The sequence below is a fragment of the Saccharopolyspora sp. SCSIO 74807 genome (assembly GCF_037023755.1).
Classification (GTDB): Bacteria; Actinomycetota; Actinomycetes; order Mycobacteriales; family Pseudonocardiaceae; genus Saccharopolyspora_C; species Saccharopolyspora_C galaxeae.
In genome coordinates, this window is the sequence record NZ_CP146100.1 from 1,366,507 (window position 1) to 1,389,873 (window position 23,367).

Consider the following 23,367-nt stretch of genomic DNA (forward strand, 5'->3'; position numbering starts at 1 on the left):
GCGACAGCCGCTGTCAGCCGTGCACGCGGCGCAGCCACGACGGCGGATCCGAGATCTCGGCGCGCGTCGGCAGCTGCTCCGGCGACGTCCACACCGCGTTGAACCCGTCCATGCCCACCTCGCGCACGACGTGCCGGGTGAACGCAGCACCCTCCGCGTACTGCCGCATCTTCGCGTCCACCCCTAGCAGGCTGCGCAGCAGCCGGTCCAGCAATCCGCCACCGTTGCGGCGCTCGGTGAACCTGCGGCGGATGGTGGCCACGCTGGGCACCACCTCCGGCCCGACGGCGTCCATCACGTGATCGGCGTGGCCTTCCAGCAGCGTGGACAGCGCGAGGATGCGGTCCAGCGCCGCCCGCTGCTCAGGCCCCTGCAGCAGCTCGACCACGCCGAGCACCCCCGGGCTCGACTCCGTCCCGGCCCGCGGCCCGCGCAGCACCGACGGCAACCGCCGCAGCAGCTCGACCAGCGACGAGTCCATGTCCGAGAGCAGCACCCCGAGACTCTGCGCGAAGTGCTCCCGCAGCCACGGAACCGCGTTGAACTGCAGCCGGTGCGTCGACTCGTGCAGGCACACCCACATCACGAAGTCGTCCGCGGGCACGTCCAACGCCCGCTGCGCGGCCACGATGTTCGGCGCCACCAGCAGCAGCCGCCCGGGACGCGTGCCGCGGGAACTCGGCAGGAACGGGTCGTACTGCCCGAGGACCTTCGTGCCCAGGTACGACAGCACGAGTCCGGTTTGCAGCCCGGCGCCGCGCGCACCGAGGCCGCTGAGCAGATCAGCGCCGAGCGCGCCGGGACGACCGGCCGAGCGCAGCGCCACACCGGTCAACTCGGACAGCCCGTGCGCGGCCGCGCGCACCCATTCCGGCCGGTCGACCACATCGCCCTGCAACACCGGCAGGTCCAGGCCCAAGCCGGTCAGTTCGCGCACGTGCGACTCCGCCGCGACGCTGGCCCGCCGCAGATCGCGCACCGCGCGGTCCGCTTCTTCCCGAGGCACGTCCGGGCCGCTGGACATCAGCCGGGCCGCGGTCGCCGCGGCCAGGTCCCAATCCAGCGTGCGATCCGCTCCGGTCGAGCCGTTGTCGGGAGTGCTCGGCGGCAAAGTGGCGGATCGCGAAGTCACAGCACCGACCGTACCCCCGGTGCCCTGCGCACCGACACTTCCGCGCGCTGCGCAGCGACATTCCACGTGCAGGGCACGGACACTCCCACGTGCAGCGCACGGAACCCGCGCGGAGCCGCTCAGCGGCAGCCGCACTCCCGCAACGCGGAGGCGACCTTGTCCAGCGCGGGACGCAGCACGCCGGAGCTTCCGGTGTGGTTGGACATGAACGCGAACACCAGCAACCGGCCGTCCCGGGTGACCACCGACCCGGCCAAGCCGTTCGCCCCGTCCAGCGTGCCGGTCTTCGCCCGGACCCATCCGCGACCGGAGCTGTCCGCGTACCGGTCGCCGAGGCTGCCGGAACCGCCCGCCACCGGCAGCCCGGTCAGCAGCTCGCGCAGCTTCGCCGACTTGTCCGACGCCCCGCCGGTCGAGCCGGAACCGCCGTTCGCGTTCGCCCCGCCGGTCGAGTTCGCCGCGGCCAGCAGGTTGCCGAGCACCTTCGGCGGGATCTTGTCGTTGGTGGACAACCCGCTGCTGTCGTCCATCCGCACGCCGGTCAGGTCGAAACCGTTGCGCTGCAGCACTTCGCGCACCGCCTGGGTGGCGCCGGCGAACGACGGCTCGTTGCCGTTCTTGATGGCGACTTCCCTGCCGAGCGCTTCGGCCAGCACGTTGTCCGAGTGCAGCAGGGTCGTCTCGACCATCTTGCGCACCGTCGGCGATTCGACCTGGCCGAGGCTCTGCGCGTTCGGCCCGGCGCTGGCCTCCGAGACCGCCGAGGACGGCAGCCCGAGCAGCTTCGCGAGCTCCTGCCCCGTCTGCTGCGCCGGGGTTTCGGTGCGGGGGCTGTAGTCCTCCTTCGGATTCTTCCGCCCGCCGTCGAGCATCACCGGCTCCATCGGCGACATCTGCCCGCCCGCGATGTCCGTCGGCAGCCAGCCGGGCGCCAGCTTCGGGCCCTTGTAGCGGCTGTTGTCGACCTTGACCGAGGTGACCTGCCCACCGGTCGCCGCCCGCACCTGCGCGGCCAGATCGGCGAGGTGCGCCGCGCCCGGGTACACCGACTCGTCCCCCGCGGGCAGGCTGGAGAGCGTGGGGTCGCCACCGCCGACGAGCACCACGCTGCCCGGCTCCGACCCGCGCACCACCTTGGTGGTGAACCGCGACTCGTGGTCGAGCGTGAGCATCGCCGCGCTCATCGTCAGCAGCTTGCCGGTGGAGGCGGGCGTCAGCGGTTGCGACGCCCCGCGGTCCCACAGCGTGCGGCCGGTCGCCGGATCGAGCACCACACCGCCGAACGGCGCCAGCACCGGGTTCGAGGCCGGGCCGTTCAGCGCCGCGTCCAGCGTGGCCGAAGCCGGTTCCGGAGCCGAGGAGCCGACCGGCTTGATCGACGGGCTCAACCGCACCGGCGCAGGCGGATCGGCGATCTGCGCGGCGGAAATGCCGTCGATCGCTGCGGGCACGCCGATCGCGGCGCCGACGCCGAGCACCACCACGACCGCCACGGCCAGCACGCCGCGGAACCGCTTCCGGCGCGGTTCCTCCGCAGCGGGCTCGGCTGGTTCGGCGGGTTCGGGGTGGAGGTCCGGCTCGTGCTCGGCGGGCGTCACCCGCTGCGGCGCCGCCCGGTACGGCCCGGGCGCTTGGGACGGCGCACCCGCGAAGTCCTGCGGGTGCGCCGATCGCGGCGCTGCGGCGGGCGGTGCCTGCCTGGCCTGCGGCGACGGGAAGTGGTGCGGCTGAGCGGCCGGCGGCGCAGGCTGCGCAGGCGGCCCTGGCCGCGGCGGTGCGCTGAAGTCCGGGATGCGGAACTGCTGGGTGGTCTCGGTGTCCGAGGGCGCCTCGACCGGTTCGGGCGCTGGCGGGACGACCGGTATCCGGGTCGTCGCAGGCCCGCCGTCGTCGTTCCGGTCCGCGGCGGAACCCTGCTCGGTGGGCCGCTGCTCGGTGGGCCCGCCTTCCTGCCTGGCCACCTCGCGTTCCAGGTCGGCGACGCTGAACTGCTGGGTGTCCTCGATCGGCTTCAGCTGCTGCGTCCGCTCGACGTCGGAGGGCGGCGGCGCCTCCCGCAGCGGACCGCTCGCGAGCCCACCGCCGCGGGTGCCGATCGGGTCCGAACCGGAGTCCGCGGAGAAGGCGGAATCGACCGGCTCCTCCGGCGCGGGCGGCGCGGTGTCCGCACCGGGGAACGACGGGTCCGCTGCGGGCGTGCCTGCGGAGCCGGGGGCGATCGGGACGTCGATGCGCTGCTGCTCGGCGGTGGCCCACTCGCCTTCATCGGGCGTCGCCCCGGTCTGGTCGACCTCCGGTGCGGTCGCGGCGGGCGCGGGCGGCGAGGTGTCCTCGCGCTGCGCGGTGTCCGCTGGCGCGTCGATGTCGTCGAGATCGATGCGGCCGGTGGCTTGGCCGGTGAAGCCGGGCTGGGAGCCGTCTTCCCGCGTCGGAGTCTCGTCGTGCTCGGGCGCGGCTGCCGCTGAACCGGCGGCATCATCGGCCGGGACCGAGTCGACCGCGGTGGGATCCGCAGCAGGCTCATCCGCGAGCGGCTCGGCCGCCGCTGCAGCGCCTTCGGCCGGGACCGACTCGGCCGCTGTGGTCGGCTCGGTGAACGGGGCTGGCTCGGTGAACGGGGCTGGGTCGGTGAACGGGGCTGGGTCGGTAAACGGGGCCGACTCGGCATCCGCACCGCGCTCGACCGCTGCCGAGTCGCCCACGACCGGATCGGCCGCGGTTGGATCGACCTCCGCCGGCTCGGCCGGCGCGGAGTCCGCGTCGCGTTCGCCCGCCACCGGCTCGGTCACGGCAGGAACCTCGTCCTGCTCGACCGTCTCGAACCGGCCGGTCACCTGCGTGGCGGACTCGTCGGTCTCCTCCCGGTCCGAGACCGAGCCGTCCTCGGCGCCCTCCCCGGCATCTTCGTCGACGACCTCGAACTTCCCGGTCGCCTGCCCGTCCGGGTCGGCGGTACCGGTGATCTGCTGAGTTCCCGCGCTGCTACCGGCCGCTCGGGGCGACTCCGCCGCTGCCTGTTCGTCGGAGGCGCCGAGCGGTCCGGTCGCCTGCGCGTCTTCGTCCGGCCCGTCGGGTTCGGCGTTCGGAGCTCGAACGGCCTGGTCGGGTTCTGCAGCCGCGTCCGGCCGCTCGTCCGAGGACCGGCCGGTGTCCTCGCCGTCCTGGTCGGCGCGGTCGTGATCAGCGTCATCCTGGCTGGCACCGTGCTGGTCGTCGCTGTCTTGACCAGAGCGGTCCCGGCCGTCGCCGTCCTGTTCGTCTCGGCCCTGATCCGCGCGGCCCTGATCGGCGCGTCCCTGACCAGCACTTACCTGATCGGAACCTTCCTGGTCGGCGCGGTCCGGATCAGCACCGCCCGCGCTGACACCGTCCGCGTCGGCGGAGTCCTCGGCCGCCACCCCGTCCGCGGAGCGCTCGGGCGCGCGATCGATCCGCCCCGTCGCGAAGCGCGCAGTGGCCCGGCCGGAGCCCTCGGCCGCTCGTCGATCGGTCGGCCCCTGCTCGGCGGTCCGGACACCGCCGGTCGCCGCGCTGCTCGGGCCTGCCGGGTCCTGCTCGCCGGTCGCCGGATCGACCGGCCCGGTCTCCGCGTCCTGCCCGGTGCCGGATTCCTGCTCGGCAGCCCCGGAATTCCGGTCCACCGTCCCGGACCGACCGGTCACCTCTTCCGGGCCGGCACCGCCCTCGGCACTCCGGCCGGAATCGGCGTCCACCTCGGGTGAAGCCCGGGACCGGCTGCCGTCGGCCGTCGCGTCCCGCTCGTCCTCGCCGGTGTCCGGCTGCCCGTTGCTCCGCTCCTCGGTTCCGCTCTCCGCCGGGCTCGCCACCTGGTCCACCGCCTGGCCCGCCCAGCCGGATGCACGCTGCGGCTCCGCGGCTTCCGCGGCGGGCGCTTCAGCAGCCGTCGAGTCGGACCGCGCGCCCACTTCCTCGGACGAACCGTGCGTTTCCCCCACGCCGGAATCGTCGTCCGCGGCATCGGATTCCACGGCATCGGATTCGGGGACATCGGATTCGGGCGCCGAGACATCCTCGTCGGCAGCTACCTGCCCGTCCTGATCCGCCGTCCGGGCCACGGGCTCCTCGGAGGAACCCGCGCGGTCGTCATCCGCCGCGTCTGATCCCTCGGAGCTCGCACGCGCACCGGAGTCCTGCTCGGCCCCGGCGTCATCAGTGGGCAGTTCGCCGACCATCGGCGCCGCGAACGCACCACGACGCTGCGCGGAACTCGGCGCCGAGGTAGCGCCGAACAGCCCAGAACCCGCCTGCCAACCGGAAAAATCCTGCGCAGCGGCCTGCCGCTGGGCGCTGTCCGTGCCGGAATCCGCCGCAGCATCCGACGAACGCTCCGCGGACCCGGCGGCTTCGTCGTGCGAGGAACCTTCCGATCGCCCGGTCTCGTCCGGCTGCTCCGATCCTTGACCGTCCGCGAGATCTCCGGAAACCCGCGTGCCACCGCCGTTGTCCGCCCCGCCGCGCACGTCCCCCGCGAGCGTCTTGGCGCCGGCCGACCGGCCACCCGACTCCGGCTCGCCGGACGGCGAGCGCTGCTCCGGGCGCGTGGTGTCCGCGTCCGCGCTCGCCTGGTCCCCGGCCCCCGTCTTCGACGTTCGCGCGGAGTCCGAGTGCTGCTCGCGATCGGGATCGGACACCTCACCCCGGATGCTGTGGGGTTCGGGCACGGGCTCCTCCTCGACGGGTGGACAGATTGCCAGATGCGAGCTGCCGCACTGCGGTGGGGCCGGGCGCGCGGCCGTGGTCCACACTAGACGTGGTCGTGCCGCGGCACGGGCGGCCGCTGTCGACTCGTCGGGCCTGGTGGCCTGCGAGGTGGCACCGCGCAGTGCCCGGCAGGCGCGCCGCGGGCCGGACGCCGACCGGCGTGGCAGCGGCGGGCCGCAACCGGTCGGGCGAGAGTCTCGACGAGCAAGCTGGCGAGAACGAGTGAGGAACCGCGTGGAGTTCGACGTCCTTATCGAAATCCCCAAGGGGAGCCGGAACAAGTACGAAGTGGACCACAAGACGGGCCGGATCCGGCTGGACCGCACGTTGTTCACCGCAACCCAGTACCCGGCCGACTACGGCTACGTGGAGCACACCCTCGGCGAGGACGGGGATCCGCTGGACGCGCTGGTGCTGGTGCAGGAACCGACGTTCCCCGGCTGCCTGATCACCGCCCGCGCGGTCGGCATGTTCCGGATGCGGGACGAGAAGGGCGGCGATGACAAGCTCATCTGCGTGCCCTCGGACGACCCGCGCCAGGAGCACCTGCGCGACATCCACCACCTGGCGGAGTTCTACAAGCTGGAGATCCAGCACTTCTTCGAGGTCTACAAGGATCTGGAGCCGGGCAAGAGCGTGGAGGGCGCCACCTGGGTCGGCCGGACCGAGGCGGAGGAGGAGATCCACCGCTCCTACCGGCGCGCCAAGGAGCACGGCGAGCACTGAACCGCGCTCGCACCGAAGGCCCTCACCTCGCCGGGGTGAGGGCCTTCGTCGTGCCGGGCGGGCCGTCCCCGGATTCGGGGTGCGGGGACGGCGCCGCTAGCTCCTGCGGCGCGGGACCGCGGCGACCAGCACGCCGCCCAGCAGCAGGAGCCCGGCACCGGTCCAGAACAGCGGAATCGTGTAGTAGGCACCGCTGGTCTTCGCCAGCGGCGGCGCAGCAGCGCCCTCCGCGGGCGGGTCCGCAGGCGCGGGGAGCGGCTGCTGCCCGCACTGCACACCGCCTTCGGGCGCACCGGCCTGCGCCGACTGCTCCCCGAACGAGATGTCGGCCAGCGCGGCACCGGGCATCCCCAGCGCATCGGCAGGCAGCACCTTCAGCTCGAACAACCGCGCATCGGCGCTGAGTTCGGTGCCGTCGGCCTGCTGCGTCAGCGATCCGAGGTTCAGCCGCAGCACCCCGAGGTCGAGCATCCGGCTGTTCAGCGCGTCGCCGACGACCGGCAGCCGATCCGATCCCGGCGGCATCCCGATCGGCAGGTCCTGCGTCGGGTGCGCCGCGTCGAGCACCGCCAATTCCCGGCCGCCCTGCGAGACCCGCAGCACCGGCGCCGAGTAGTCGACGCTGGAGGTCGCGGGATCGCCGGTGGCGGTGACCGTCAGCTTCGGCGCGCTGACCACGTCGACCCGCACCTCCTGCGGCGTCCCGGCGAGCAGCTGGACGCTGGCGGGCTGCATCTCGGAGGTGGACCGCACCGCCTTGCCCGCCGCGCCCGGCACGTCCACCAGCTCGATGCGGGAGTGCGCGCGGATCGACTGCGGCACGTTGAGCAGCGAGCCGTTGCCCGATTCGTCCGGCGCACCGCCGGAGAGCAGACCGCCGAGCGTGGCGCCCTTCCCACCATCGAGCATCGCGCGCAGCTCGGCGGTCTTCGCCTGGGCCGAGCCCGGGTCGCTCGCCAGCCGGTCGAACTCCTGCGGGGTGTCCGGCATCGCGGGCAGCGCGTTGACCGCGGAAACGCTCGCGACCGAGGTGTCCGCATCGGAGATCGGGGACACGCACGGCCCCTGCAGCTCGTCCCACCTCGCGTGCGCACTTCCTTGCACCGCACCGAGTTTCAGCACCGAGTCGGCAGGCGACGGAGGCGGCCCGAAGCCGGTCGCGGTCGGTTCGGGGTGGTCCGGCAGCGCCGTCTGGTTCACCGACACCCCGGGAACCTGGATCGGGTTGCCCGCGATCGCCGCACCGAACGGCGCGGCTTCCGCGACCGAGCGCTCCTGCGCCAGGTAAGTCCCCGAGTCCGCCTTCGCGGTGGCCAGCCCCATGCCGGCTTCCGCCACGGACTGGTTCGGCACCTGCTGTCCGTCGATGATCGAGTCCCCGGGCACGGTGCCCGGCAGCACCCGCACCACCCCGATGCCGGTGCCGGCTTCCGCCACGATCGGCCCCGGCGGCGGTACCGGCGGGCCGGAGGACGCGGGCGGCTGGTTCGGATCCTCGGGGATCGGAATGGGCGTCGTGGTGGTCTCCGCGAACGCGGCCGGCACGCTCAGCCCGGCGATGGCCAGCGACACCGTCGTGCAAGCGGCGAAGCGGCGCAGCGGTCGGTTCGATCGCATCGCGAAGACCTCCGTTGGTCGGATCGGTGACACGTATCACCGATCAGCACAACGACGCGCCCTGGCCGGGGTGACGGCCCGATTGCCGCGTGTGCACGTCCGCTCGCCGCTCGCGACCGCCTCCGAACCTCCCCTCCGTCGGAGCCCTCCCCTCCGTCGGAGCCGTCGCGTCGCCCCGCTACACTGGCCGCGCAACGCCGCCTTAGCTCAGTCGGACAGAGCGACGCACTCGTAATGCGTAGGTCGCGGGTTCGATTCCCGCAGGCGGCTCCGCGCACAGCCCCTTTCCGGACTCCGGGAGGGGGCTGTTTCGCGTCCGGCTCGCCGTGGTGCGGTCCGGGCGACCGCAGGACCATGGACGGGTAGGCGTGAACGGCTTGATCAAGTTCCAAGTCGGAACAATCGGCAAGAAATTTCGTTCTGGATCGTTCCGCTTTTATTCGGAATTCCTAAATCGCACACAGCAGAAGTTCCAACACGAACAACCGCGGTGAACTCCACCGCAGCCACCGAGAACGCCGCTCGGCTCCGCCCCATAGCAGAGTCCGAACGCCGCCGTTCGCGCCCCACGTGATTGAGCCGTTCGGCGGCGCTGCCAAAGTGGGTCACCCCGATCCGGGGCAAGTAGGGACGGTGACGGACGGCTGGTGGCAACAGCTGTTATCACTGGCGGGTTTCGAAGTCGACATCTCGCGACCGGCCTGCAGTGATCACACGGCGCCACCAGGTGTAGGCCGATCAGCCCAATCGACCTTCACCCTTATAGCCGATTGTCGCCGAACTTGGGGAGCTACTTCGATCACAGTGACGCCGGAAGGATCGATGTGATGGAGCGTTGGGACGCGGGCAACGGCACGGGCATCATCGGCGGCGGGGTCATCGCCGGAGAATCCCAGGCGCAGGACTGGGAACGACGCATCAGCGAGTTGTCCGAGCAGCTCTACCGGGCACGGCTGCTGCAACGCTTCCTGCTGCTCTGGGTCTATCCGGGCAACCTGGCCCTGTTCGGCATCTCCGCTGCCGGGATCAGCCTGCTCAATCCGCCCGTGGCGGCCACGGTCGCGGCAGTGGTGCTACCGATCGGCTCGGTCGCCGTCTCCGCCCGGACCGCTTACCGCCAGCATTTCAGGATGCGCTCGGTGGCCACCGAGCTGCGCGAGGTCGAACGGGCGCACCGCGAGCACCAGCTCGACGAGTGGAACTCCGGTGACCTGCTCGGGATGCGCAAGCGCTACCGGGCGGACCTGCCCGACGTGATCGAGCGCTACCGCGACGAAGCGGGCAGGCACCGCTGGAAGGACCAGTTCCTGCAGACCGTGGTGATCGTCGGCTCGATCGTCAGCGCCACGGTCACCGCCGCGGGCACTTCGGCCCCCAGTTTCCGCTGGGCAGCTGTTTGCGTCGGGCTGCTGGTGGCGGTCGCGGCCGCGTTCGGCGGTTACGCCAAGTACCGCGAGCGGGGCGTGAGCCTGCAGCAGACCGCCGATGTACTGGAACGCGAATACCATTCGGTCGAATTGCGGGCCGGTCGGTACAGTAGGTTCGAGGACGAAACCGACGCCTACGCCGAATTCGCCGATACCGTGGAATCGTTGCGCGAGGAGCAGGCCAAGCGCCAACAGCACCTCAACCAATCCGTGGACATCACATCCTTCGCCGGACAGTGATCGCGGGACCGTTCGGATCACTCGAAAGTGAGCGGATTCTGCCCCGTTCCACACACTGCGCGTAGATATTTTCCGAAGGTCGTGATCGCTGATTCGTGGTCGAACCCGGCTCCGTACTCTCCGCCCGGTGCACAGGTGAGCACCTGTGCGGAGAGGAGCAAGGCGATGAAACGCAGCCTGACCGCGGCGGCCGCCGCCGTGCTGACCGGGGCCGGCGTAGTCGGCTCCGCAGGGGCCGCCCTGGCCACCCCCCAATACCCGGCCGAACTGCCCGTGCAGAACGGGCTCGCGCAGACCGCCTTCCACGGCGCAGGCACGGTCCACGGCATCCAGAAGACCGTCGGCGACGTGGTCTCCGCACCCTCCGGGTTGGCGCAGCAGGCAGGCCAGCAGCGCGACGGCGGGCCCCTGGCGAGCACCTTCCAGAACGGCCCCTTGGCGAACAGCCTCGAGAACGGTCCCCTCAACGCGGCCTTCGACAACGGCCCGCTGGGCGGCTCCGCCGAGAAGGACGGCGCGCTCGGCGACCCGCTCGCCCCGTTCGACCACGCGACCACGCACCCGGTGCCGCGCAGTGCGCAGTCCCCGGCAGACGGTGCGCGCGCCGCCCAGCCCGCGTTCCCGCCGCGGGACATCGGCGACGCCGTCAACACGGCGGGCAACGCGATGGTCGACTTCGTCAACGCCCTCCCGCCCGAGGCGATGAACCAGCACGTCACCGCCGAGAACGGCAAGCCGGGCAAGCCCGGATCCGGCGGTCTCAGCGGCACCGACGGCCAGGCGGGCGGCAGCTCCGAAGCGATCAACGCCCCGACCACCAAGCCCGCCCCGCGCAGTGCGCAGCGCCCGCACCTGCTCGACCTCAGCAACGCCAACGGCATGCTCGGCAAGCCGCTGCAGCACGGCCTGGGGCACAGCTCGCTGGCCGAAGCGGTCAACGTCCCGCAGCAGACCCCGGCCGACTGACCGGCCGCCACTGACGCGGCCCCCGCACCCAGGGGAGGAGGGTGCGGGGGCCGTTTCACGTCCGCGGCGGCGTCAGCCCCGGTGCAAGGTGGCGGCCATCGCCTCCACGGCGATGATCGGCTTCACGTTGCGGCTCAGCGCCGTGCGGCACTCCAGCACCGCTTCCAGCCGCCGCAGCGCCGACTCCGAGCTCCACTCCGAAGCCGCGCGCACCACATCCGCCTCGTAGTCCGGATGGTTCAGCGGCGCGGCCGAACGCGACCGGGTCACCAGCACGTCCCGGTAGAACCCCGCCAAGTCCACCAGCGCCAGGTCCAGCGCGTCCCGCTGCGAACGGGTGGCCCGGGACTTCTGCCGCTTCTCCAGTTCGCGCAGCGCGGCGTTCGCGCCGCGGTTCGCCGCCGCGGTTCCCTTACCGGTACCGCCCGCTCCCATGGCGGTGCGCAGCTCGTCCTTCTCGGCTTCGTCGCGTTCCTCGTTGGCCGCTGCCGCCTCCGTCTCCGCGGACTTCACCAGCCCGCCGGCGGCGGTGAACACATCGGAGAACCGGCGCAGACCGGCCGGGACGCTGAGCACCTTCGCGCGCCGCTCCCGCGCATCGGAATCTGTCGCCAACCGCCGCGCACGACCGATGTGTCCGCCGCACACGGACGCGGCCCAGGTGGCCATGGCGTCCTCGATGCCGTCCCGTTCGCGCAGCACCTCCGCGATCGCGGACGCCAGCGGAGTGCGCAGCTGCACGGCGCGGCACCGCGAGCGGATCGTCACCGGCACGTCCTCCGGGTGGTCCGAAGGCGCGCACAGCGCGAAAACCGTGCGGTCCGGAGGTTCTTCGACGGCCTTGAGCAGCGCGTTCGCCGCGCCTTCGGTCAGCCGGTCGGAATCCTCGATGAGCACGACCCGCCATTCCCCGGTGGTCGGGCGGCGGGCCGCGGCCTGCACGAGCTCGCGCATCTCGCGCACCGAGATCGTCAGGCCCTCCGGCACGACCACGCGCACGTCCGCGTGCGTGCCGGACATGACCGTGCGGCAGGCGGAGCAGTGCCCGCAGCCCGGCAGGTCACCATCCGCGGCCGGGTCCGTGCACTGCAGTGCCGCCGCGAAGGCGCGAGCCGCCACCGAACGGCCGGATCCGGGCGGTCCGGTGAACAACCACGCGTGGGTCATCGCCCCGGCCGGCGCCGGCTCACCCCGGATCTGCAACCGCGCGGCGCGGGCGGCTGCCAGCAGCGTGCGCACCGCGGCGGGCTGACCGACGATGTCCGCCCAGACGCCGGTGTCCGGCGGGACCTCGCCCTCGACCGGATCCGGGGACTCCTGCACAGGTCACCTCCGTGGCGTTCACCCGCACTGTACGAGGCGGCCACGACAGCGGACCGGGCGCACCCGGGGCGTTCAGGACTGCGAGGACGCGGTTTCGTCGCTCTTCGCGGACTTGCTGCGGGCGCCGGTGCTGCGCGACGACGTGCTCTTCGAGCCGTTCGTCTTGGCTGTGGAGCTCTTCGATGCCGTGCTCTTGGCGGAGGTCCCCGACTTCGCCGACGTGCCCGACTTCGCCGACGTGCCCGACTTCGCCGACGTGCCGGACTTGGCGGTGCTCTTGCCGGACGTGCTCTTGGAGCCGCTCTTGGACGCCGTGCTCTTCGACGCGGAACTCTTCGACGCAGCGCTCTTGGCGGAGGTGCTCTTGGCTGAGGCGCTCTTGGCGGGGGCGCTCTTCGACGAGCTGCTCTTCGACTGCGCCGACTTCTTCTTCGGCGGAGCCTTCGCGCGGCGTTCCTGGATCAGTTCGGTCGCGCGGTCCATCGACAGCGACTCGACGTCATCGCCCTTGCGCAGCGAAGCGTTCGTCTCGCCGTCGGTGACGTACGGCCCGAACCGGCCGTCCTTGATCACCAGCGGCTTGCCGGTGTCCGGCTCGTCGCCCAGTTCGCGCAGCGGAGCCGCCGCGGCCCGCCTGCCGCGCTGCTTCGGCTGCGCGTAGAGCTTCTTCGCCTCGTCCAGCGTGACCGTGAAGATCTGCTCCTCGGTCTCCAGCGACCGCGAATCGGTGCCGCGCTTCAAGTACGGCCCGTAGCGGCCGTTCTGCGCGGTGATCTCCTCGCCGGAGTCGGGGTCGGTGCCGACCACCCGCGGCAGCGACAGCAGCCTCAGCGCGTCCTCGAGCGTCACGGTGTCCAGCGACATCGACTTGAGCAGGCTGCCGGTGCGCGGCTTGGACTTGTCGCCCTCCGGCAGCACCTCGGTGACGTACGGGCCGAAGCGGCCTTCCTTGGCCAGCACCTCGTGCCCCGACTCCGGATCGGTGCCGAGGCTGCGGCCCTCCATCGGCGTCGCGAACAGCTTCTCCGCGATCTGCGCGGTGAGCTCGTCCGGCGGCAGGTCGTCCGGCAGGTTCGCGCGCTGCGACTCGTCGTCGCCGAGCGGGCGCTCCAGGTACGGCCCGTACCTGCCGACCCGGACGTAGACCGTGCGGTCCTCGTCGTCGGTGAACATCGGGATCGAGTTCACCTCGCGCGCGTCGATCTGCTCCACGCTGGAACCGACCAGCTTCTTGAGCCCGCCGGCGCGGCCGATCGAGTCGTCCGGGCCGACCTCGCCGCCGAAGTAGAAGCCGGACAGCCACTTCGTGCGCTGCTGGCGCCCCTCGGCGATGCGGTCCAGCTCGTCCTCCAGCGCGGCGGTGAAGTCGTAGTCCACCAGCCGGCCGAAGTGCTGTTCCATCAAGCCCACCACGGCGAACGCCACCCAGGACGGCACCAGCGCGGAGCCCTTCTTCCACACGTAGCCGCGTTCCTGCACGGTGCTGATGATCGAGGCGTAGGTGGACGGGCGGCCGATGCCGAGCTCTTCCAGCGCCTTGACCAGGCTCGCCTCGGTGTAGCGGGCGGGCGGGTTGGTGCTGTGCCCGTCCGGCTCCAGTTCGGCGGCGGTGATCGGCTGGTCCTGTGCGAGCCGCGGCAGCCTGGACTCCGCGTCGTCGGCGACGCCGCCCGCCTCCGAGTCCACCGACTCGACGTAGGCCTTCAGGAAGCCGGGGAAGGTGATCGTGCGCCCGGATGCGGCGAACGTGCACTCCTCGCCGCCCGCGGCGGTGCCGGTGATGCGCACCGACAGCGTGGTGCCCTTCGCGTCGGCCATCTGCGAGGCGATGGTGCGCTGCCAGATCAGCTCGTAGAGCTTGAACCCGTCGGCGTCGAGCTCGTTGGCGACCTGGCCGGGCGTGCGGAAGGTGTCCCCGGCGGGCCGGATCGCCTCGTGCGCTTCCTGCGCGTTTTTGACCTTGCGGTTGTACTGCCGGGGTTGCGGCGAGAGGTGGTCGTCGCCGTAGAGGTCCCGCGCCTGGTTGCGGGCCGCGCTCAGCGCCGTCTCGGACAGCGTGGTCGAGTCGGTCCGCATGTAGGTGATGTAGCCGTTCTCGTAGAGCCGCTGCGCGGTGCGCATCGTGCGGTCCGCGGAGAAGCGGAGCTTGCGGCTGGCCTCCTGCTGCAGCGTGGAGGTCATGAACGGCGCGTAGGGGCGCCGCGTGTAGGGCTTCTCCTCGACGCTGGACACGCTCAGCTGCGCGTCGGCGAGCGCGCCCGCCAGGCGGCGCGCCTCCTGCTCGTCGAGCGGGCGCACATCGGCGTTGCGCAACCTGCCGTCCGGGCCGAAGTCCCGTCCGGTGGCGATCTTCGCGCCGTCCACGCTGACCAGGCGGGCGCCGAAGCGGCGCGGATCGGCCTGCGCACCGGCATCCATGGTGGCCGAGATGTCCCAGTAGGAAGCGGGCACGAACTTGATGCGCTCCCGCTCGCGCTGCACCACGATCCGGGTCGCCACGGACTGCACCCGGCCCGCCGAGAGCTTCGGCATGACCTTCTTCCACAGCACCGGGCTGACCTCGTAGCCGTAGAGCCGGTCCAGGATGCGGCGCGTCTCCTGCGCGTCCACCAAGTCCTGGTCCAGGTCGCGCGGGTTCGCCGCGGCGGCCTGGATGGCGGACTCGGTGATCTCGTGGAACACCATCCGGCGCACCGGCACCTTCGGCTTGAGCGTTTCCATCAGGTGCCAGGCGATCGCTTCGCCCTCGCGGTCGCCGTCCGTGGCGAGGTAGAGCTCGTCGACTTCCTTCAGCGCGTCCTTGAGCTCGCTGACCGTGCTCTTCTTGTCCGCGGTCACCAGGTACAGCGGCTCGAAGTTGTTCTCCACGTCCACGCCGAGCCGCGCCCAGGACTGGCCCTTGTACTTCGCCGGGACGTCCGCGGCGCCGCGCGGCAGGTCCCGGATGTGCCCGCGGGAGGACTCCACCAGGAACTCGGAACCGAGGAACGAGGCGATCTTCTTGGCCTTGGCGGGGGACTCGACGATCACCAGCCGCCGACCACCGGCGCCCGCTCCGTTCGCGGACCCCGAAGCCCGGCCGTTGCCGTCCTGCTTCGCCCGTGTCGACCCAGCCACGCTTACCTGCTCTCTCCTCGCGAAGGCGTCCGATCCGCCAGTGTGCACCGGACGCGGTCCGATATGCCGCACCCAGGGACGCACAGCGTGGCACACCACACGCCGGTACTCGCGTCTTCCGTCCCGTACGAACGTATCGGGTGAGGAACGTGTTCCGTTGCGTGACCTGTCACTGCCTGCGGTGAAGCGTCACGAAACGAGTGGCCACGTGCGCTCGATCGCACCATCGGGTGTCGGGCCGACGAGTTCGGCGAGGCGTTCGATGCGGCGCCGCCCGGTGACGCGCAACGCCGGACCGCCGGCGCGCGGCCCGAGGCAGCGCGTCGGAAGTCCTGCCCTGGACAGCGCGGAGGTCAACGGCTCGTGCGTGTCCGGCGCGTGCGGATCCAGGCCGAGCAGGTAACCGCCGGGCACCGGGCGTCCCGCCGTGAGCGCCCAGATCCGCAGCGCGGCGCCGTCCGGGGCGAAATCGGCGGGCACCGACTTCATCGCGCCGCGCAGCCAATCGCGCGCGAGCTCGGTCAGGTCGGCGCGGAACGCGGTGCGCACCAGCGGGTGATCGGCTTCGGAGCGGTCGAGTTCGGCGCCGACCCCGCGCTCCTCGCAGGCACGCACCAGCGAGCGGGCGCGCCAGTCGTCGGCGACCACGACGGACAGCCGGGCGGCGGTGCCGCGGCCGAAGCCCACCGCCTGGCCCGGCCCGCACAGCATTCCCGCGAGATCGGCCACGCGGGGGTGGCGGGCCTCCGCCGAGAAGAAGGACAGCTGGTCCACGATCCATGATCGTAGAACAGTCGTTCGAGCTTGACCAGTGGGTACGCCCGGTCGGGCTACTCGGGCCCGGCCGGGCGCACCGCGTCGATCAGCGCGGCGGCTGGGGCGCCGGCTGCTGCTGCTGTTGCTGTTGCTGCTGCATCTGCTGCTGTTGCTGGGCCTGCTGCTGAGCCTGCGCGGTCAGCTGCTGGCACTCCGGAGCCTGCGTCGCCGCCTGGTTCAGCTCCGCGTTCTTGGAGAACTGCTCGAACTGGGCGCTGAAGTCCAGCTGCTGCCCCTTCTTCAGCTCGTCCTGCACACCGGTCATGCCCGCGGTGAACGCCTGCTTGTCGTGCGAGTCGACCTGCTCGGCCTTGCCCTTGGCCGTGCTCAAGATGTCGCGCACCTGCGAGAACCCGTCGACGAAGGTGCCCGCGACCTGGTCGCCGCCCTTGATCGGAGACGGGCCGATCTGCTGCAGCCCGGTCACCGTCTGGTTCGCGGCCTGCTCGGCGGCGGTCATCTGGGCGACCGAGGAGTTCTTGAAGGCGTCGGTGTTGCTGCGATCCACCTGCGGCGCCTGCTGCTGCGACGCGGAGAAGCTGCCCACCAGGCCGCACAGCTTGCCGGTCCACGCCACGCCCTCGGCGCTGACCTTCGCCGGCTGGTTCGGGGCGGGCTGCTGTTGCTGCGGAGCCGGTGGCTGCTGCGGCGGCTGCTCCGGCGGCTGCGGTCCCTGCGAACAACCGGCCAGCGCCAGCGGGACGGCGGCGAGCACCGCGACGGAGGTCGAACGGATCTTCATGCGCATTCCCCTGGGGTTTGCTTCACCGTGCGCCCCGACTGTCCCGCACCCGCGGCCGCGACCGGCAGGCCGGGGGCGCACTGGACCTTCATCGCTGCGCACGGAACTGCGGACTCGTCGGAGAAGGATGTGCGGCGGGACAACGCACAAGCCGCCCACTTCGCCCGTCAGCACCGAAAAAGGCGGGGCGCCCGGCCGCGCCGGACGCCCCGCCAGGACGGCTCGTCAGGCCGCGCCGTTGACGACCTTGCCCTCGTCGGCAGGCTCGTCGGCGATGGCCGTGCTGCGCCGCTTCGACGCCACGACCGCGCCCACGATCACCAGCGCCGCCACGACCGCGATCGCGATCTGCACCGGCCGCGAGGCCGAGTCGCCCATGGTCAGGGTGACCACCGCAGGCGCGATCAGCACCGAGACCAGGTTCATCACCTTGATCAGCGGGTTGATCGCCGGTCCAGCGGTGTCCTTGAACGGGTCGCCGACCGTGTCGCCGATGACCGTCGCCGAGTGCGCCTCGGAACCCTTGCCGCCGTGGTAGCCGTCCTCGACCAGCTTCTTCGAGTTGTCCCACGCACCGCCGGAGTTGGCCAGGAAGATCGCCATCAGGGTGCCGGCGGCGATCGCGCCCGCCAGGTAACCGGCCAGCGGACCGACGCCGAGCCCGAAGCCCACCGCGATCGGCGCCAGCACCGCCAGCAGACCGGGGGTGGCGAGCTCGCGCAGCGAGTCGCGGGTGCAGATGTCGACGACGCGGTGGTACTCCGGCCGGGTCGAACCGTCCATGATCCCCGGGTTGTCCTTGAACTGGCGCCGCACCTCGTAGACCACGGCGCCTGCCGCGCGGGACACCGCGTTGATCGCGAGCCCGGAGAACAGGAACACCACGGCCGCCCCGATCGCGATGCCGACCAGCACGTTGGGCGCGAACACCTGGTAGTCGGCCGCGCTGATCGCCTCTCCGACGTTGCGGGCGGCCTTCGTGATCGCGTCCTGGTACGACCCGAACAGCGCCGTCGCCGCCAGCACCGCGGTCGCGATGGCGATGCCCTTGGTGATGGCCTTGGTGGTGTTGCCCACCGCGTCCAGCTCGGTGAGGATCTTGGCGCCCTCGCCCTCGAACTCGCCGGACATCTCGGCGATGCCCTGCGCGTTGTCCGCGACCGGTCCGAAGGTGTCCATCGCGACGATCACGCCGACCGTGGTCAGCAGCCCGCAGCCGGCCAGCGCGACCGCGAACAGCGCCACCGTCAACGTGCCCGAGAGCAGGAATGCACCGAGGACCGCCGCGCCGATCACCAAAGCGGTGTAGACGGCGGACTCGAACCCGACGGACAGGCCGGTGAGGATCACCGTGGCCGGGCCGGTCAGCGAGGACTTGCCGACGTCCTGCACCGGCCGGTGCTCGGTGGCGGTGAAGTAGCCGGTCAGCTTCAGGATCACCACGGCCAGCAGAATGCCGATGATCACCGCGGCGAGCGCGATCAGCGCCGGGTTGCCCGGGCTGTTGCTGATCTCCGGGGAGACCCCGGCCAACTGCGAGAACGACGTCGGCAGGTACAGCAGCGCGGCGATCGCGCACGCGACCGCGGAGATGCCCGCCGAGATGTAGAACGAGCGGTTGATCGCGGTCAGCGCGCTCTCGGCGGCCCGCGCCCTGGTGATGTAGACGCCGATGACCGCGGTGACCACGCCGATCGCGGGCACGATCAGCGGGAACAGCAGACCCTTCAGGCCGAACGCGGCGGTGCCCAGGATCAGCGAGGCCACCAGCGTGACCGCGTAGGACTCGAACAGGTCCGCCGCCATGCCCGCGCAGTCGCCGACGTTGTCGCCCACGTTGTCCGCGATGGTCGCGGCGTTGCGGGGGTCGTCCTCCGGGATGTCCTGCTCGACCTTGCCGACCAGGTCGGCACCCACGTCGGCGGCCTTGGTGAAGATGCCGCCGCCGACCCGCATGAACATCGCCAGCAGGGCGGCGCCGAAGCCGAAGCCCTCCAGCACCCGCGGTGCTTCACCGGCGTAGACCAGCACCACCAGGGACGCACCGAACAGGCCAAGGCCGACCGTGGTCATGCCGACCACACCGCCGGTGCGGAACGCCACCTTCATCGCCGTCTGCCTGCCCGCACCCGGGTCGTTCGAGGCCGCCGCGACCCGCACGTTCGCGCGGGTGGACAGCCACATCCCGAGGTAACCGATGGCCGCCGAGAACGCGGCACCGAACAGGAAGAAGATCGATCGGCCGATCCGCTCGGCGGCGCTGTCGGCGGGTAGCGCGAACAGCACCAGGAACACCACCACCGCGAACCCGGCGAGGGTGCGGAACTGGCGGTTGAGGTACGCGGCGGCACCTTCCTGGACCGCTCGGGAGATCTCCTGCATCTTGGCCGATCCCTGACCGGCCGCCAGCACCTCCTTGATCAGCACGTAGCCGAAGGCCAGCGCGGCCAGGGCGATGACCATGACGACACCGACCACGGCGTAGTCCGCGCCGCTGAGATCCAGACCGCCGCCGGGAGCGGCTTGCGCGAGGTTCATCTGCGTCGAGCTCGGTGGTGCAGTGCCCTGAGCGGCCCAACCTGGCTGGGCCGGCGTCAGCAGGGACATCCGTCCTCCTCGAATGTGCTCAGTGGCGCGCCGGAGAGGGCGGTGCTGCGTCCGCTCCGACGCTCGATACTTCCCCGCCGACGCCCGGCCCGCCGGGGGCCGCGCGCGACGAAGTCGTGGGCGGGGAGTCTATTCAGGCTCGAAGTGTCTTACTTCACCGTGTGATGCGTGCCTCGCATCGACGTGCGGATTCGTTATTTCATGATCGATACAGTGCGGCCTTGATCGCCCGTTCGGGCAAATCTTGACGTGGACCGAACGGGTGACTTCCGGTATCGCGTGTCGCTCGGGAGCTCCGTCCGGCGTGTCGCGCGCTCACCCGGTCGGCGCAACCACGCGAAGGGGACGAAGCCGCGCGCGCCGGCCGGACGAAACGACCGCGCTCAGCGAACGGCCCGCAGCCGCGCAAGATCACTCGATCGAGATCATCACCGGGTATGCACACACGTGTGCGGTGCCGCGTGCGCCCTGTGCGAGGCTCGAAGACGTGAACGCAGCGCACATGGGTGCAGGCCAGGCGGACACCGGCCGGGACCGGGACGGCCGCGGGCGACGGCTGCTCGATCGCGCGCTGGCCGGAGTGCCTGCCGACGAGTCCCCGTTGCGCCACGTCGAGCAGACACCAGCACGCCCGGCCAAGCACGCGGATTGGCCGGACTGGGCGCCGGAACAGCTGGTGGCCGCGATGCGCGCCCGCGGCGCGGAGCTGCCGTGGTCGCACCAGACCGAAGGGGCCGAAGCGGCGCGGGCCGGTGAGCACGTCGTGGTGGCCACCGGCACCGCCTCCGGCAAGTCGATGATCTACCAGCTCCCCGTGCTCGCCGAGCTGCTGTCGGACGCGCGGAGCACCGCGCTGTACCTGTCCCCGACCAAGGCGCTCGGCGCCGACCAGCTCCGGGCGGTGGAGGAGCTTTGCGGTGAAGGGCTCGAAGGAGTGCGTGCGAGCTCCTACGACGGGGACACGCCCAAGGTCGAACGGGACTGGGTTCGCGCGCACGGTCGCTGGGTCTTCACGAACCCGGACATGCTCCACCACGGCGTGCTCACCCGGCACTCGCGATGGGCGCGGTTCTTCCGGAACCTCAAGTTCGTGGTGATCGACGAGTGCCACACCTACCGCGGCGTGTTCGGTTCCCACGTGGCACTGCTGCTGCGGCGGCTGCGGCGGATCGCCCGGTACTACGGGTCGGACCCGGTGTTCGTGCTGGCCTCGGCGACGGTGGCCGATCCCGGTGCGCTCGCCGAACGGCTCACCGGGGTGGAGTGCCACGCGATCAGCGAAGACGGTTCACCGCGGGGTTCGCGGACCGTCGCGTTGTGGGAACCGCCGTTGCTGGACGACTTGGCGGGCGAGAACGACGCGCCGGTGCGTCGCGCGGCCGGGACCGAGGCGGCGCGCATCCTGACCGAGCTGGTCATCGAGGGCGCGCGGACGCTGGCGTTCATCCGCTCGCGGCGCGGCGTCGAGCTGGCCGCGCTGTCCACCCGGCGCGCTCTGTCCGAAGTGGACCATGAACTCGCGGACAAGGTCGCCGCCTACCGCGGCGGTTACCTCCCCGAGGACCGGCGCTGGCTGGAACGGGCGTTGCTGTCCGGGGAACTGCTCGCGGTGGCGGCGACCAACGCCTTGGAACTGGGTGTGGACATCGCGGGGCTCGACGCCGTGGTGGTGGCCGGGTATCCGGGAACGCTGGCCTCGTTCTGGCAGCAGGCGGGCCGGGCCGGGCGGGATGGGGAGGACGCGCTGGTCATCTTCGTCGCGCGGGATGATCCGCTGGACACCTACCTGGTGCACAACCCGCCCGCGGTGCTGGACCGGCCGGTCGAATCGACGGTGCTGGATCCGGCGAACCCGTACGTGCTCGAACCGCACCTGGCTTGCGCCGCCGCGGAGCTGCCGCTGGACGAATCATCGTTCGAGATCTTCGGCGGGGCGCCCGCGCGGGCGGCGGTCGAGGCGCTGACCGACGAAGGTGTGCTGCGCAAACGGCCACGCGGCTGGTACTGGACCGCGAAGGATCGGCCGCACGGGGCGGTGGAGCTGCGCGGGTCAGGAGGCCAGCAGGTCGCGGTGGTGGAGGGCGACTCGGGGCGGATGCTGGGCACCGTCGACCCGGAATCGGCCTGCTCGATGGTGCATCCCGGTGCGGTGCACCTGCACCAGGGCCAGTCGTTCGTCGTCGACGAGCTCGACCTGGACAGCGGGCTGGCGCTGGTGCACTCGGAGAACCCGGAGTGGACCACTTCGCCGCGCGACGTCGTGGACATCTCGGTGCTGCGCACCGTGGAGGAACGGATGGTCGCCCCGGGGGTGACGGTCTGCCTCGGCGACGTGGAAGTCACCTCGCAGGTCGTCGGCTACCTGCGCAAACTGCCGTCCGGCGAGGTGCTCGACCAGGTGGCGCTGGAGCTTCCCGCGCGGAACCTGGTGACCCGCGCCGTCTGGTACACGATCTCCGACGAGTTGCTTACCGGCAGCGCGCCGGGGAGGGCCGGGCTGGACCCGGCACGCATCCCCGGCGCGCTGCACGCCGCCGAGCACGCGGCGATCGGCCTGCTGCCGCTGTTCGCGACCTGCGACCGGTGGGACATCGGTGGTGTCTCCACTGCCCGGCACGAACACACCGGACGAGCCACTGTGTTCGTGCACGACGGTCACCCGGGGGGTGCCGGCTTCGCCGACCGCGGCTATGCCGCGTTGTTCCCCTGGTTGGCCGCGACGCGGGAGGCGATCGTCTCCTGCGGGTGCCCGGCGGGGTGCCCGTCCTGCGTTCAGTCGCCGAAGTGCGGGAACGGCAACGAACCGCTGGACAAGGCGGGGGCGGTGGCTGTGCTCGACGTGCTCTCGACCGCGCACGGGGAAGCCGCTGGGCGGGGCTGAGACGACGGCGGCGGGTCGGGTGAGCGAGCGGGTTCGCCGGTCCCGCTCGCTCCCACCGCCGGACGTCTCATCGGGGGTGCCCCTGGACGGGTCGGACGTCCAGTTGCCCGCGGCTAATTTCGCGGTCGCCGCCGACCGTCAGTTGCCGGCCACGACGAGCTGGGCCACGTCTTCGGCGGTGTCCGCACCGATGCGCAACGCATCGCCGATGACCTCGGGCGACGGTAGCCGCCACCCGCAGACCTCCGGCTTGACGCGCCAGTGCACGACACCGTGGTGGAAAGTGCTCGGCGGCACCGGGAGCCAGCTTCCGGCGGTGTGCCTGCGCACCGCTCCCGCGGTGACGAGCTCGGGGCACACCGCGGCAGCACGGCCACCGGCGGCCAGGAAGTACCAGCGGGCGTCCGGAGTCGCCACGATCGGTGCCGGAGCGCCCATCGAGCGCAGCGCCCGCGCGGCACGCCGCCCGAGCTCGGCACCGACCTCGAGTGCTTCCACCTCGTCACCGGTGGCGATCAGCAGGCTGTACGGCCGCTCACCGAACCAGGCCGCGACCTGGTCCGCGTCGGTGCTCCGCCGGCCCTGCCAGTCCTCGTGCACGGGCACCGGGCCGGTGGAGCCACCACCGGACCATCTCCCGGTCGCAGCGACCGGGAACGTGCCGGGCACCACCGGCCAGCTGCGCGCGGCCAGCTCGATCGCTTGCACCCGCAGCTCGATGCGGAACGCACCGGCCCAATCGGCCGCTCCGCGCCAACCGCCGGTGCCGGAACCGGCGACACTGGTCTCTGGAGCGACACCGGTCCCTGTAGCAACACCGGGCCGCTCGTCCGCCGACCAGTCCATTCCCTCTCCTCCTCAACAACGGCGAGCGCCTCGGCAACGGTTTCCCGCGGTATCGCGATCCACCTGCGAGCCCGACCACGTTGTCGGAACTCTTGCCCGCAACTCGCACTTTCAATCAACGTCACAAGGCGCACCCGCGTATACCCCCGCGGCGACGAACGGTCGTTCAGCGGCGACGAACGTCGGGAACGGGACCAGAGGCACT

At 71.7% G+C, this 23,367-nt stretch carries 13 protein-coding genes and 1 tRNA gene; 5 read left to right on the forward strand and 9 right to left on the reverse strand.

The annotated features are described in order from the left end of the window. Positions 1 to 13: 13 nt before the first annotated feature. Together V1457_RS06045 and dacB are read right to left on the reverse strand one after the other, a co-directional pair. Entirely contained in the window at positions 14 to 1,111 is a 1,098-nt protein-coding gene (locus tag V1457_RS06045) for a zinc-dependent metalloprotease (RefSeq protein ID WP_295146922.1), read from the reverse strand. Between the two features lie 140 nt (positions 1,112 to 1,251). Then, a complete protein-coding gene (gene dacB / locus V1457_RS06050) occupies positions 1,252 to 5,814 on the reverse strand; it encodes a D-alanyl-D-alanine carboxypeptidase/D-alanyl-D-alanine-endopeptidase (protein WP_338601224.1) in 4,563 nt (1,520 codons plus the stop codon). Positions 5,815 to 6,088: 274 nt separating this feature from the next. Here dacB and V1457_RS06055 point away from each other — a divergent pair, with 274 nt between their 5' ends. Next, a complete protein-coding gene (locus tag V1457_RS06055; RefSeq protein WP_200068271.1) occupies positions 6,089 to 6,580 on the forward strand; it encodes an inorganic diphosphatase in 492 nt (163 codons plus the stop codon). 96 nt (positions 6,581 to 6,676) lie between these two features. Here the strand turns inward: V1457_RS06055 and V1457_RS06060 are convergent, their stop codons facing one another. Next, positions 6,677 to 8,197 carry a hypothetical protein gene (locus tag V1457_RS06060; protein WP_338601227.1) on the reverse strand — a complete coding sequence of 507 codons (1,521 nt, stop codon included), beginning with the start codon at positions 8,195 to 8,197 and terminating at the stop codon, positions 6,677 to 6,679. Positions 8,198 to 8,393: 196 nt separating this feature from the next. On the opposite strand from V1457_RS06060, the gene V1457_RS06065 reads away from it, so the two are divergent. From V1457_RS06065 to V1457_RS06075, 3 genes are all read left to right on the forward strand, one after another. Continuing rightward, positions 8,394 to 8,467, forward strand: a tRNA-Thr gene (locus V1457_RS06065). Between the two features lie 557 nt (positions 8,468 to 9,024). Continuing rightward, a complete protein-coding gene (locus V1457_RS06070) occupies positions 9,025 to 9,864 on the forward strand; it encodes a DUF4231 domain-containing protein (protein ID WP_200068270.1) in 840 nt (279 codons plus the stop codon). A gap of 165 nt (positions 9,865 to 10,029) precedes the next feature. Beyond that, positions 10,030 to 10,830 carry a hypothetical protein gene (locus V1457_RS06075; protein ID WP_200068269.1) on the forward strand — a complete coding sequence of 267 codons (801 nt, stop codon included), beginning with the start codon at positions 10,030 to 10,032 and terminating at the stop codon, positions 10,828 to 10,830. Between the two features lie 72 nt (positions 10,831 to 10,902). Here the strand turns inward: V1457_RS06075 and V1457_RS06080 are convergent, their stop codons facing one another. The 5 genes from V1457_RS06080 to V1457_RS06100 all read right to left on the reverse strand — a co-directional run bounded on the left by V1457_RS06080 (position 10,903) and on the right by V1457_RS06100 (position 19,366). Then, positions 10,903 to 12,153 carry a DNA polymerase III subunit delta' gene (locus tag V1457_RS06080; protein WP_200068268.1) on the reverse strand — a complete coding sequence of 417 codons (1,251 nt, stop codon included), beginning with the start codon at positions 12,151 to 12,153 and terminating at the stop codon, positions 10,903 to 10,905. A 72-nt stretch (positions 12,154 to 12,225) separates the two neighbouring features. Then, positions 12,226 to 15,270: a type I DNA topoisomerase gene (gene topA / locus V1457_RS06085; RefSeq protein WP_407074750.1), complete on the reverse strand. Its 3,045-nt coding sequence runs from the start codon at positions 15,268 to 15,270 to the stop codon at positions 12,226 to 12,228. A 189-nt stretch (positions 15,271 to 15,459) separates the two neighbouring features. Further along, the gene (locus tag V1457_RS06090) at positions 15,460 to 16,044 is read right to left on the reverse strand and encodes a hypothetical protein (RefSeq protein ID WP_200068267.1); all 585 of its coding nucleotides are present in this window, start codon (positions 16,042 to 16,044) and stop codon (positions 15,460 to 15,462) included. 88 nt (positions 16,045 to 16,132) lie between these two features. Beyond that, a complete protein-coding gene (locus V1457_RS06095) occupies positions 16,133 to 16,828 on the reverse strand; it encodes a hypothetical protein (protein WP_200068266.1) in 696 nt (231 codons plus the stop codon). A gap of 225 nt (positions 16,829 to 17,053) precedes the next feature. After that, positions 17,054 to 19,366 carry a sodium-translocating pyrophosphatase gene (locus V1457_RS06100; protein ID WP_233626737.1) on the reverse strand — a complete coding sequence of 771 codons (2,313 nt, stop codon included), beginning with the start codon at positions 19,364 to 19,366 and terminating at the stop codon, positions 17,054 to 17,056. Between the two features lie 571 nt (positions 19,367 to 19,937). Here V1457_RS06100 and V1457_RS06105 point away from each other — a divergent pair. Beyond that, positions 19,938 to 22,316 carry a DEAD/DEAH box helicase gene (locus V1457_RS06105; RefSeq protein WP_200068685.1) on the forward strand — a complete coding sequence of 793 codons (2,379 nt, stop codon included), beginning with the start codon at positions 19,938 to 19,940 and terminating at the stop codon, positions 22,314 to 22,316. Positions 22,317 to 22,454: 138 nt separating this feature from the next. On the opposite strand, the gene V1457_RS06110 is transcribed toward V1457_RS06105, so the two are convergent. Next, positions 22,455 to 23,162, reverse strand: coding sequence for a bifunctional DNA primase/polymerase (locus V1457_RS06110; RefSeq protein ID WP_338601241.1), 708 nt, complete (start codon positions 23,160 to 23,162; stop codon positions 22,455 to 22,457). Positions 23,163 to 23,367: the final 205 nt, after the last annotated feature.